The 12,810-nt window shown below is 53.1% G+C and carries 10 protein-coding genes; 2 read left to right on the top strand and 8 right to left on the bottom strand.

Annotated features, from left to right (window positions below; genetic code table 11):
* Positions 1–59 precede the first annotated feature (59 nt).
* The gene (locus tag WCK51_12830; GenBank protein ID MEI7577770.1) at positions 60–1,196 is read right to left on the bottom strand and encodes an ABC transporter ATP-binding protein; all 1,137 of its coding nucleotides are present in this window, start codon (positions 1,194–1,196) and stop codon (positions 60–62) included.
* 108 nt (positions 1,197–1,304) lie between these two features.
* Here WCK51_12830 and WCK51_12825 point away from each other — a divergent pair, with 108 nt between their 5' ends.
* Positions 1,305–2,054, top strand: coding sequence for a prepilin-type N-terminal cleavage/methylation domain-containing protein (locus WCK51_12825; protein MEI7577769.1), 750 nt, complete (start codon positions 1,305–1,307; stop codon positions 2,052–2,054).
* A gap of 53 nt (positions 2,055–2,107) precedes the next feature.
* Here the strand turns inward: WCK51_12825 and WCK51_12820 are convergent, their stop codons facing one another.
* Positions 2,108–4,972 carry a hypothetical protein gene (locus WCK51_12820; GenBank protein MEI7577768.1) on the bottom strand — a complete coding sequence of 955 codons (2,865 nt, stop codon included), beginning with the start codon at positions 4,970–4,972 and terminating at the stop codon, positions 2,108–2,110.
* 153 nt (positions 4,973–5,125) lie between these two features.
* Entirely contained in the window at positions 5,126–6,127 is a 1,002-nt protein-coding gene (locus WCK51_12815) for a 2-hydroxyacid dehydrogenase (GenBank protein MEI7577767.1), read from the bottom strand.
* Between the two features lie 987 nt (positions 6,128–7,114).
* Between WCK51_12815 and WCK51_12810 the strand changes: the two genes are divergently transcribed.
* Complete coding sequence (locus WCK51_12810) at positions 7,115–7,252, top strand: hypothetical protein (GenBank protein MEI7577766.1); 138 nt, start codon at positions 7,115–7,117, stop codon at positions 7,250–7,252.
* Positions 7,253–7,333: 81 nt separating this feature from the next.
* Here WCK51_12810 and WCK51_12805 read toward each other — a convergent pair whose 3' ends face one another.
* Genes WCK51_12805 through WCK51_12785 form a run of 5 tightly spaced genes read right to left on the bottom strand, consistent with a single transcriptional unit; the run spans position 7,334 to position 12,808 of the window.
* Positions 7,334–8,596 (bottom strand): dihydrolipoamide acetyltransferase family protein, encoded by a 1,263-nt coding sequence (locus tag WCK51_12805; protein ID MEI7577765.1) that lies wholly within the window; start codon positions 8,594–8,596, stop codon positions 7,334–7,336.
* A 9-nt stretch (positions 8,597–8,605) separates the two neighbouring features.
* Positions 8,606–9,550: a phenylalanine 4-monooxygenase gene (locus WCK51_12800; GenBank protein MEI7577764.1), complete on the bottom strand. Its 945-nt coding sequence runs from the start codon at positions 9,548–9,550 to the stop codon at positions 8,606–8,608.
* 25 nt (positions 9,551–9,575) lie between these two features.
* Positions 9,576–9,932 carry a hypothetical protein gene (locus WCK51_12795; protein MEI7577763.1) on the bottom strand — a complete coding sequence of 119 codons (357 nt, stop codon included), beginning with the start codon at positions 9,930–9,932 and terminating at the stop codon, positions 9,576–9,578.
* Between the two features lie 44 nt (positions 9,933–9,976).
* Positions 9,977–11,575, bottom strand: coding sequence for a GAF domain-containing protein (locus WCK51_12790; GenBank protein ID MEI7577762.1), 1,599 nt, complete (start codon positions 11,573–11,575; stop codon positions 9,977–9,979).
* A gap of 3 nt (positions 11,576–11,578) precedes the next feature.
* Positions 11,579–12,808 (bottom strand): pitrilysin family protein, encoded by a 1,230-nt coding sequence (locus tag WCK51_12785; GenBank protein ID MEI7577761.1) that lies wholly within the window; start codon positions 12,806–12,808, stop codon positions 11,579–11,581.
* Positions 12,809–12,810: the final 2 nt, after the last annotated feature.

Here is a 12,810-nt window from a genome sequence, read left to right as displayed (position 1 = left end):
CACGAAGCAAAGGTTATGGAACTGTTAAAACCCTGAACCATATATCATTTTGCAGTGATTTATCTAATGGCCTGATCAGTATCAGCATCAAAGATGTGGATGCGATCCATGTTCACCAGAATGTCCGCTTCAGATCCCGGGCGCAGCTTGGTCTCCTTATCGATCGAGGCAACGAGCTTTGCCCCGTTAACCTGCAGATAAGCAACGTACTCGTGCCCCAGGGGCTCCATAACGTCAACCACGGCTTTCAACGTATTGTCCGGCGTTGCCGGGACGTTGGTTGGTAGTGCCTTGTCGAAAAGCTCTTCCGGGCGGATCCCAAGGGTCACTCGCTTTCCGTTCATCGCAATCGCCGGGTGCCCGCTAGGGAGGGGCAAGGAGAAAGCGCCTGCGTCGACCCTCCCTTCTTTGATCACAGCGTCGAGGAAGTTCATTGGAGGCGAGCCGATGAAGCCTGCTACAAATTTGTTTGCCGGATGCGAATAGACCTCTTCTGGCTTGTCACACTGCTGGAGGACTCCGTCCTTCATGATCGCCATCCGCTGACCCATCGTCATGGCCTCGACCTGGTCGTGCGTAACGTAAACCGTCGTAATCCCAAGCTTCCGGTGGAGCGAGATCAGCTCGTAGCGAGTCTGAACTCGGAGCTTAGCATCTAGGTTGGACAGGGGCTCGTCCATCAAGAAGACTTTTGGCTTTCGCACAATGGCTCGCGCTAGCGCAACGCGCTGGCGTTGGCCACCGGAAAGCTCCTTTGGACGGCGTGTGAGATACTTTTCGATATCGAGCATTCGCGCCGCTTCTTTCACGCGGTTGTCGATGTCTTCCTTAATTCTCTTCGCTTCGGCGGCGTTGGCAAGCTGCCAGAAGAAGCCCTTTAGCTCCCGAAGTCGCAGACCGAACGCGATGTTGTCATACACGTTCATGTGCGGGTACAGCGCGTAGTTTTGGAAAACCATCGCAATATCGCGGTCCTTTGGCGGAACATCGTTCACGCGAACTTCGCCAATCATAATGTCGCCCAGCGACGCTTCTTCGAGACCAGCAATCATGCGTAGCGCAGTCGTCTTTCCGCAGCCCGAGGGGCCGACGAGAACCATAAACTCTTGGTCTCTGACTTCGAGGTTAAGGTCGTTGACTGCTTTGACGTCCTTGCCAAATATCTTGCTTACGCTTTTGAATGCGACTCCTGCCAATTTGTTACTCCGATGCTCCCCATCGATGGGGATCACGCCGATTATAACCTGTTTTCAACCAGATTTCGACCCTCATTCGCTTGGCAAGGTATCTTTATGGTCTTAACAATGCAGATTCGCCGCGGTTTCACCCTTATCGAACTCTTGGTGGTGATCGCTATTATTGCCATTCTGGCCGCGATTCTCTTCCCCGTCTTCGCCCGAGCGAAGGAAGCTGCGAAGCAGACAGCATGTCTTTCTAACCTGAAAAGCGTTGGTTTGGCGTTCACCCTATACGCTTCAGATTCAGACGATATGCTTCCAAACACGAATGTGACGGGTCTTTGGACCGGCCGCCGATTCCGGTTTCCCTTGATGCCGTATCTGGGTATCGCACTCAAGAGTCGAGCTGGAAGCCAGTACGATTCCGACTCTTCCTCGGCTCTGCTCTACTGTCCTTCAGATGCTTCGCGCTCGGCATTCAACGACACCTCTTACTCGTACGTCTCATCTCTCTACCGACCTCCTTCATTCTTGGCGTCAGTAACATCTCTGGGCCTGCTGGCAGGCGACGCAGCTTGTCCAGTTGGGACATGTGAGTCGGTCTCCTTTACACAGGTTTCACAGCCAGCTTCAAAGGTGATGGTTTTTGAGTGGGTGAATGCTCACAACTTTGGGCAAACTGGCCCCGTTGGCCCCTGGGGCAAAAACGTCGGCTTCTCCATCGGCCCCGGTTCACTAGAGGGACGTCGAAATCTAACCTTTGTTGATGGCCACTCGAAGAGCTTTGCCGCGTCGCAAATGACAGTCAACCCCAACTTTGGTTCCGCTGATCCAAACCTGACTCCGGGTGGATACAACGGAACGGATCTAAAATAGCCTCTTGTCCTTTCGCCGGATGGCCTTAACAATAGCAGACACAAGCACACCAACTAGTTCCTGCTAGCAGCTTTCAATTCAGTTGTAACGGTAACTGTTCTTCGAAATTCTTGCCATCTGCCGATATCCAATCCCCAAACGTTTACCGCCATTTCCGCGTCAGGATGACTCGATAGGCTACGAATGCAGGAACTCACGAATTCAGACACTTCGGCCGGACTGACTAAAGAAGCGGGAATTTCATACGGAAAGAAAACTGCGTTTGTATCCGGCTCGCATACGGTTTCTTTTTGGCTCGTGACAGAAGGCAAAGGACCTAGTCTCTGTGCAAAGAGAGCTGCTTCAACCGCTATCGACTTATGATTCAATGCGGCTAACAGCTCACGCAAAAGCACGCAGCTGGACTTAACGTGTCGCCGGACTTCGACACTTAATCCCTCGCTAATGTGTAGCCCTATTCCGACCAGGGCCATCACAGCACGCTCGACCGGGGTCAACGAATTTCCGAGTATATGCGCCGCATTCTGAAGCATCCATCCTTCTTGCAAAGAAAGTCGGTACATCCTGGCGAAACCGATCGCTACCTGGAAAGAAGATTTGATATCTTCGAGGGGAAGCCCGGCCTCGTACATGGATACTGCCTCCATATGCAACAGCTCGAGCCGGTAGTGGTCGTTCGGAGCGTACTCAGCGAGCTGGAGTGCTGCGCGCTTTGTCTTCAGAGCTTCGGCATACTTTCCTGCCACTGCCAGAGTGATCGATTTATTGTGGAGTAACTTCAGCTCTAAGGCAGGCGAACAGGTCTCATCCAACATTCTCAACGCTTTATCGAAAATGTCTTCTGAATCGTTTAAACGCATTCCGAGTCGATGACCAAGTCCCATCTGGGAGTAGAAGTCAATCTGTAACTCTAGCGGTGACTCGGCAAATCTGCTATCACTAACCGCCAAGTTGAAGAAGTGTTCTAACCCGACCGGATCGTGCCTTAAGATGTACAACGCGCCAACTGACAGCGAGTAGCGAATAAAGTTTGAGCCGTCGATTTCCAAGTTCCAGAGTGCACCTTCGAGCTCCTCCGGTACCAAGTTGACGTCAGTAAAAGCCGCGATGTGGGGACGCAAAACGGAAACAAGCTGTAGGGCTAACTCGTACTGTTTTCGAGACACAAGGCTTTGCGCGACTCGGAAAAAGACCCGAAGATGCGAGACTAACAATTCATCACTAGCAGCGTGGATCCCGCTGGATACGCACAAGTTCACGACTGCGGTTTCAAATCTGATTTGACTTTCTCTGATTTCCGATTCAAACCTGCCACCACGCATCTGTTCGGCAATCGCTTCTGCTAATCGAACCTCGCCACTGCGAGGATATGACAAAAGGAGTCCCGAGTCTACGATCGACTTCAAGGCAAAGATGTCGAGGTTGAAGAGTTTGGTCACTAATGAAACCGGTAGTCGTTCGCCGAAGCCTGCCATTGCAATGACTGCGGCTCGGGTATCGGGGCCAAACTGGTGGAGGGTTTCAGAAAGAGCAGTGTGGAGAAACTTACCCGCTGACGGCCCTTCTTCCGTGTTTTCCTCCAATTGCGAAACAACAGATCGGAGACCCAGGGTATTTGCTAGGGAAGCCGATAGCTTTAGGCTGATAGGAAGTCCATATGCTGACTTTGCGAGTCGCACCGAAAACTGTCTGGTCAAGACGTTGACTGGTTCAGTTAACCCGTGCTCGAGGAGTAATGTTGCTGGCCCAGGGTTATGAGCCGTGCCAGCTTCTAAGGGTTGAACTGTCAGAGAGGCATCGTAAGAGAACCCGACTGACGAGACTCCAGCCACAACGATGGCGTGGAAACGGCACACCCGTTGGAGGTAAGCCAAGTTGGCTGCGTGCCTTGAATTGTAGCCGTCAATGATGATGATATCCGCCGGACTATCTGGAAGGATGTGAGTAAGATCATCGGGCGAAACCTCCTCCAGATCGATCCAGCCGAATCGAAACAGGGCGAGCGACTCTTGGTGGACAATCTTTCGCAACAGGTGAGATTTTCCTACCCCGGTAACTCCCCCGACGTAAATCTTTCCCCCGCCCTGAATCGTCCTCACGGTCTCGTCCAGCAAGTGCTCGAGTCCAAAGCTGACGTCTGGGCATCGAGGAAGCATTACGAGTTGACTTTCTGCGCCATAGTCCAAGTTGCGCAAAAGAGATTCGCAAAGTTCTTTGATTCTCGCGGCGGGGAGTTCTCCCAGTTCGTTATCGATTTGCGTCTCATAGTCTAAGTAGGTCTGCAAAACTTCTTGACGGCAGTGACACGCTGCGTAGAGTTTCAAAATAGACTCGATGTTCAGGGAAGTGAACGGCAAATACGAGCTAATCACACCAAGAATTTGAACAATTCTGACTCGATGTCCCCCCAATGTGGGAAGAATCACTATTCTCTCCATGCAGAAAAGCAGGGTTTCGGCGATGACTCGAGTCGAATCTGAGTCGGGCTCAGTTCGAAGAACTTCGGATAGCCTTTCCGGCTCAATCTCTTCGAGCAGTGCAAATGCGCTCTGTTCGCACTCAATAGATTCGAGAGAGTTAGAAAAGCCTTTGCATGAATCGTGAAGGTCCCATAAGTCGCAGGTTACAACTCCCGAAACGAACTGAATACTCTCACCAGATCGCTCAAGTAGCTTTTCGAGACCAACTTCTTGAGCTCGCCGATTGGCCCTCCCGAGTTGGGTGCGCAGACCCGTCTGGGGATCGTCCCAGGTGTCGGAGTAGAGGGCTTCCGCGAGAAATGAACTCGTAACCCCTGATCTACCCTGCGCCGCCACGTACCGAATAAGCCGGAAACTCTCGTGGTACTTAGGCGAAAGAGAGACGCCTTGCGGCCCGACCAACAAGTCTCCGCCGAGCAATCTCAGTTTTGCCCTCACCACGAGTAGATTCTAACCTATTCTGTACGCGTCTAGGCCAGAGTTCGGTGGCGTAAGCTACACTCCTAGGTGCTCGTCTTTGGTTGCTGCTTACTTCCAAAGTAATACTCAGAGTGGACGTTGTGCGAGAAAAAGGTGGTCATTTTATGTTCATCAAGCTAGGACCGAGCCTTCGGTGAACGGATGTCCGAGGTAGAACCTCTTAACGTTCTCGGCGGTTGTTGTTGCGATTGCGGTGAGCGCCTCGTGAGTTAAGAATGCTTGATGAGCTGTCAGCAGGACGTTCGGAAATGTTAGCAAACGAGAGAGAACTTCATCACCGAGCATCGCATTTGAGTGGTCTTCAAAGAAGATTCCTTCTTCCTCTTCATAAACATCAAGGGCGACGCCACCAAGTTGACCGCCCTGGAGCGCCGCAAAAAGCGCGGACGTGTCCACGAGTTTGCCCCGACTTGTATTGACCAGATAGGCTCCTCGTTTCATCTGCGAAATCGAGTGTTGGTTGATGAGATGAACCGAATCCGGCGTGAGAGGCAGGTGGAGCGAGACGATATCACACCGGGACAGGAGCTCACTGAACTGGACGTATTGAACGCCGATGTCCTGCGCCCAGCCCTCCATCGGAAAGGGGTCATAGGCCACGACCTCGGTTCCAAATCCCCGAAATATCTGCGCGGCAGCCCGCCCGATCTTGCCAGTACCTACAATTCCCACTGTCTTTCCAAAAAGATCGAATCCGACGAGCCCTTCAAGAGCGAAGTTGTGCTCGCGAACTCGGTTGTGTGCGCGGTGAATCTTGCGGTTCAGGGTTAGGAGAAGGGCCACCGCGTGTTCGGCGACCGCGTGGGGTGAATACGCGGGAACCCGAGTGACCGCGATGTCGAGTTGTTTGGCCACGGCTATGTCGACGTTGTTGAAGCCCGCACAGCGAAGGGCCACCATCCGAACTCCTGATCGAGCGAGCTGTTCGAGACAGGGACGGTCGAGTTTATCGTTCACGAATACGCACACCGCCGAACTGTCTTCGACACTAGACGCGGTCTCGGTGTTCAGACGAAACTCGTGAAACTCCGCCACTAGGGTCGAGCCGCTGATGGCCCGCGTGAAGTATTCGCGATCGTACGGTTTAGTGTCAAAGAACGCAACTTGATTCATCACGCGGCTCTAACTTATGATGCCATAACCCGCTTTTAGGCGGCTTTAGCATCATGCCAAGCAAGGATGTATCCGTTCAGCTTCGTCGAACGAGTCACCTTCGAGATCGTTGCTTCGTCGTAGCCAGACATTCGCAATTTTATCTCGTAGTGCTTCCGGTGACCCTCGATTTCCGACTCGGAGAATGACCCATTGTCCCGCATTTTCAAGGCTCGCGATCGTTCTGGAATCAACCGCCCTTAGCGTTTTCGGAATCTCACTTCTCGCCAAACTTCGTGCGGCTTCCCTTGCTTGTCCGAGGGCGTTCGCCAGTAATTCCTCGGACTCTGAGGGGGACAATCAGGACAGGGGATACAGGAGGAAGGAGACTGTCTTAGCACCATCCTCAGAAGTAGTCTTCATCTACCCGTCTTTCAAATTTTGCCTGCCTAAGAACATTTTTACCAGCTCACGGTCACGAGACTTCGGGATAAACCAAGCCGAAATCACCTGGGAGCCCCCCAACCTGCCCACCAACAAAATAGAGCAAAACCCGCCCTCCCAAAGGTCCACCGAGCGTAGCGAGCCCGTACTCCCAGACAAGCCACCAAATTCGAAGCACCAGCCAAACGGGGCCGTGGTGGGTGGGAACCGGCGCGATCAAAATGATCGCCCCAAAGCAAATCGCAGGTTGACAAACCCTCGACTTCTTCGCCTATATGTAGAAGATCAAATTCTGCAGACCGCGCACGGAGTATCCCGATCAAGTCCGGGTATCTCAACTGCCCCACTGTTGTTCAAGCAATGCGATGAAGAAGCCTCACTCCCAACTCCCAACTCCCAACTCCCAGCACTCCTACCCACCCCTACCGACCTTTCTCCACAAACACGTACCGCGTTGAACCTTACTACCCATCAAAAGGCGTCGCAGTTCTCTTCCGCTAATTGCTGTAAGCCAATGACCGAGGCCAAATTGCTGTCCCCACTTGTCCCCACCAGAATCGAGAAATGAGACCCCATTTGAACCCGGTGTCCCCACCAAAACGCGTCGCAGTTCTCGCCGTTCAGGCTTCGCTCAAACGGTACAACAATCCTCGAAAACGGCGGCTTGTAGGAAACAAGAACGGACCCACCGGTTCGACCTGAGTCACATCCTCCACTCAAAGCTTGCCGTTGAGGCAACCTTTGAGCGGACCCTTCCCCATCGAGTGGGGAGTTGTTGGCTGGTTACTTAAAGAAATCGAACTTCGCAAGCTTATCGCGAACGGAAGCCAAGAAAGCTCCGGCCAGCATGCCGTCAATCAGCCGGTGATCGTATGTCAGAACCAGGTGCATGATAGAGCGGATGGCAATCATGTCGTCGACAATGACCGGGGTCTTCTTGATCGCGTAAACGCCCAAGATTCCCGCCTGGGGCGCGTTGATCATCGGGGTTCCGAACAGAGCACCGTAGGTACCCGGATTCGTCAACGTGAAGGTTCCGCCTTGCACATCAGCAACGGAAAGCGAGTTAGACCGAGCCTTCTTCGCGATGACATCCAGGTCCCGAGCGATGTCGATCAGCGACTTAGAGTGACAGTCTCGGATGACGGGGACGATGAGGCCGCCTTCGCCTTTGGCTCCAAGCGCAACCGCGACGCCCATGTGAACGCCCTTGGTTTTCACAATGTTGTTATCAGGCATCAGGGCGGCGTTCATTAGCGGGAACTCGACAACAGCCTCGGTGAGAGCTTTGATAAAGAACGGAGTGTAGGTGAGCTTGACACCGTAGGTCTCAAGGAACGTCTCCTTGTTCTTATCCCGGAAGTTAACCATGTGAGTAACGTCGACTTCGGTGATCGTGGTGACGGTTGGGACCTGTGATGACTTGACCATGTGGTCGGCGATCATCTTTCGCATTCCAGCCAGAGGGGTGACTTCTTGGTCTGGCCCAGCTACGGTTGTGGGCGGAGCCTTGAATTCTGGAGCCTTTGCGACCGGAGCAGCTTTGGAGCCGCTACCTGCAAGGAATGCCTCGAGATCCTTCTTGGTAACCCGTCCGCCTTCGCCAGAGCCAGTGATCGTGGCGAGTTGGGCGTCGGAGACATTGTTGTCCTTCGCCATAGCGCGGACGAGCGGGGTGTACCAGCGCTTCTCAGTTGAAGGTTGAAGGTTGGAAGTTGCAAGTTCTGCCGGCGTTGGAGCAGGCGATTCGGCTTTCGGAGCTTCTTCCTTCTTGGCTACAGGAGCAGGTGCACTTGCAGCGGCAGCTGCATCCGTCTCGATAAAGCCCATCGCTTCAAAAACTTTGACTGGGGCACCTTCGCCGATAACGATTTCGGCCAGCACGCCCGCCGAAGGAGCACCGAGTTCGGTGTTGACCTTATCGGTCATGATCTCAACTACCGGCTCGTCTTCCTTGACGGTGTCGCCTACCTGTTTTAACCAGCGGCTGACTGTTCCTTCATGGACAGATTCACCAAGCTCGGGCATCAAGATTTCTACACGCATTTCTTTCTCCTAGTCTACCGATTGAGAGCTGAATTCGGCGGCAATAAAGCTCCGCAAATCCGCCTCGTTGACAAGCGGCTCACCTGGCGAGACGTTGTCGAGTTTGCCGTCTTTCATCCACAGCTCAAGCTCGCCAACGAGCGAGAAGAGATGATCAAAACTGTCAACCCAGAACAGCAAGGGTTGGTAGTGGTCGATTTCAAAGTACTGGTTGATGACCCATTCGAGCTGGATCGGATATCGTTGTACTTCTGGCGATTCGACACAGTGCTCGATCTCACCATATGAGCTGAGCAAACCGCTGCCGTACACCTTCATCCCGTCGGATTCTTTCATCAATCCGAATTCGATGGTGAACCAGAAGAACCTGGCCATCGCTTTGATAATGCTCTCGACCTTTCTGACCTGCTTCTCGGGATCCTTGATTCCTTGAGCGATCTCCGCTGCGAGATGAGCCAGATCACCGAACCTAACCAACGTGTCGGCAAAAGCTCGGTCTGTGTGCATTGGCACATGACCAGCGATGTCGTGGAAGATATCGGGTTCCGGAAGATAGTCGAGCTTGTCACCGCGCCGGATGGTGATCGTGGTGGGAAACTCGCGATTGCGAAGGCAATCGAAGAACATAAATGCTGGAACGTAGCCAGCAACGGCCTTTGCCTTAAACCCAGTCAGGGGATTTAGAAACTGGTTAACATCATCAAGCTTCGGGACTCGCCGAGGATCGAGGCACAGATTTGCGATGCCCCGCATGAAGTGTTGGTTAGCATACTTTTCCCAGCGCGGAGCCATTCGCGAGTAGAGCGCAGCCCAAGCCTCGTGGTTCGCTTCCGAATAGAGATTGTACGGTTGCTGGATGTAGAGCTCGCCAGCCGCCTTGCGCTCTTCAATAAACGGGGCTTCGTTAGTAGTGAGACCGATTTGAACCGGAACTTCTTCGTTCGCAGTTGTCATTGTGTCCGCAAGTTTACTAGGAAACCTAGTAAAGACGCTCCGCGTTTGCCCGCTTTCGGAAGAACTCCCTGATGCCAACTCCGATTCCAGTCAGGAGCGGGAGAAGGAAACCTAGGTAGTGCGCATACCGCACCTTGCCCGTTGTCAAGGTGTTCGCGTACAGAAGCTCTCGCGTAAACATGTACTTCTGAAATCCGAAAAGCAGTGCCAATCCGAAGGCGACATAGACAACTGGCATCCACTTAGGTCGCTTCCCCTCGTTCTCCAGGTACCGATTTGAGGCGGAATACGCAAGGATTGCGAATACAAGGAACAGCAGTGGGACCATCATGACCTCCAATGCACTCTCAGGCGCGCCGGACTCTGGGTTGAAAAACTCCATACTTCTCCTCTCAATTATGGCAGAGCCAGGTAATTCTTACAGGGCTATTCGCCGGTCTGTCTTGGGAAACTGACTTCGCTGACCGTCCAACCTAACACATCACGGAGCGAAAAAGTTCCGTTCATGGATCGAGATAGGTTTTCGACGATCTGAAGCCCGAGGCTCTTCGAGTCCTTTGGATTGAATTCCGGGGGCAGTTTGTCGCCGCTATTGCTGACCCAGAGATTAACGTTCCCGTCCTTCTCTTCGACCGTCACGTGAATCTCTCCCTCGCTGCAAATCTCAAACCCGTGTTCGATAGCATTACTGATTAGCTCGTTCAAAAGAAGAGCCACGGAAGTTGCCTGGTTCATGTTCAACTTTAAGTCAACGCCACGAACAAGAAAGGAAATCTTTTTGTTCGGCATGAGCAGAGAACTTTGGTGGTGGTGGACAAGAGCCTCGGCGATACTCTTGATGCCAACGTGGTCGAGGTCTTCTCGACTCAGTAGATCATGAACTGAAGAGATCGTTAGGATACGGGTAAGGACGTCGTTAAGCGCTTGTTCTAGTGTCTTGTAGTTCGCCGTTCTGAGTTGAAGGCGTAGGAGCGATGCAACTTGTTGTAGGTTGTTTTTGACCCGGTGGTGCATTTCCTGCATCAGGGTTCCGCGCACTTGAAGTTTGGCATTTTCAATGGCGAGCGCGGCCTGTTGAGCCAGAGTTTCGAGGGCCTTGATCTCATCGGGCGAGAAGTCTCGGACTTCCTCGGTGTAGCAGCTCAAAACTCCAACAGGCTTCTCGGCAATGCTGAGCGGGACGCAGATCATGCTTCTTAGGCCCTGCTCAACTGCCAGATCGTGGCCGATGTACTCGCTGTCGGTCTGGACGTCGCGCACAATGATCGGTCGGTCTTCTTCTAGAGCGCGTCCTGCGATGGACTCTCCGATTTGGATAGCCCGCTTGCGCTGGTATGCCTTGACCGTAGCCTGCGTGGCTTTGAGGACGAGCTCTTTTCCTGCCTCATCAACGAGCCGAACTGTGCACACCTTGTAGTTGAACTGTTGAGCAGTGAGGTTAACCAGCAGCTGAAGAATCTCGTCCAAATAGGGCGAGTTCGTCATCCGCTGAGTGACCTCGTTCAAAGCTCCCAGTCGGTTGGATTGAGCCCCGACTTGAAACCCGGCGCGGAACGACTTGTAGACCATCGCCAAAGTCGTCGCGCTCTCTTCGAGCTTCTTCTTAACCGGTGCCGAAAAGCGCCAGGGCTTCTGGCGCCTCAATAACAACACTCCGAAAAGGTGTCCAGTCACGTGTCGCAGAGGAATTGCCGCCACGGCGCCCGATTCGTGCTCACTCAGGCCAGGATACTTCGCGTAGTTTGGATGCTTAAACGCATGGTTCGATACATACTCGCCCTCTCCCTGCAGAATGACTTGTCCGGTGATTCCAATTCCCTTTCCGAGTTTGAGCCTCCCGACCATTTCCGGCACAACCGTACTCGCGCGTAGAATCAGCCCATCTTGAGAGTCTCGGAATAGAATATCGCACGAATCAGCTCTCGTCTCTCGTTGGACGATATGCACCATCTCGTTCAACAGATCGTCTTCCGACCAAGTATTGGCGGCGGCTCTTATCAGTTCGCGAGTGGCTTCTAGTTCCATTTGTCAGAAGGGGCCGATAGCGGTGATGCTCACTTTGTCAGCGCCCAACGTTCGGCTGGCAAGGGCGACGATTTGGTCGTTCGTCACCTTGTTCAGTCGCTCGAGAGCCTCATCGACGGTCACTTGTCGCTGATAGCTCAACTCGTTTCGGCTTTGCCGCATCATACGGGAGTTCATCCCCTCAAGAGCCAACACGAGATTTCCAGCGAGCGATTTTTTCGTTCGGTCAAGTTCGTCTGCCGAGAGGCCATTTGCCATCACGTCATCGAATTCTTTTCGAACAAGGTCCTTCACCAGTTCCCAATTCTTCTGGCTGGTTCCGCCGTAAACGGTGTACGCTCCGCCCGCTCCGTAACTAAGGACGTACGAGCCGACAGAGTAAACGAGACCCCGTTTCTCCCGAATCTCTTGAAAGAGACGGCTGGACATCGAGCCGCCAAGGGCTGAATCAAGAATGCTCATCACCGCGATTTCTTCCTCGTCGTACACTGAAATTCCATCCGTTCCGATGCAGAAGTGCACCTGCTCTGTGTCCTTACTAACTTCGTTCACGGCGGCAATACCTGATGGTCGTGAGACCTGCGTCGACTCACCACCACTTTGAATTTTGCCCAGATACTTTTCAGCAACTTCTTTGACCTGCTCAACATCGACGTTTCCTGCGATGCTCAGGACAACGTTTTCTGCACGGTAGCGCCGATCCATGTAGTCCCGGATGTTGGTTGCCCGGAAGGAGCGAACTGACTCTTCGGTGCCGATGATCGGCTTTCCAAGCGGGTGGTCACCCCAGCGGTAGCCAAGATGAAGTTCGTGAACATGGTCACTCGGCTCATCAAGAGATCTTTTGATTTCCTCGCAGACAACTTCTTCTTCCCTCTCCAATTCCTCGGGATCAAAATTTGAGTGCAGCATCATGTCCGACAGTACGTCGACGCCATTCGCGACATCGTCCGAGAGAACTCGGCAGTAATAGCAAGTAGACTCTTTGTCCGTAAATGCATTGAGCATCCCTCCGCGACCCTCGATTGACTCCGCGATCTCCTTGGCCGTCCGTCGTTCGGTTCCTTTGAAGAGCATATGCTCGATGAGGTGGGTAATCCCAGCTTCGTGCTCAAACTCATGGCGTGAGCCGGTTTTGCACCAGAGCCCTATGGCCGCTGAGCGGACATAGGGGACATTTTCGACAAGGATTCGTACGCCGTTGTCCAGCGTGGTTTTATTGATTTCGCTCATTT

Source organism: Armatimonadota bacterium (assembly GCA_037138755.1).
Lineage (GTDB): Bacteria > Armatimonadota > Fimbriimonadia > Fimbriimonadales > Fimbriimonadaceae > Fimbriimonas.
This window is presented reverse-complemented; position numbering and strand designations above follow the sequence as displayed.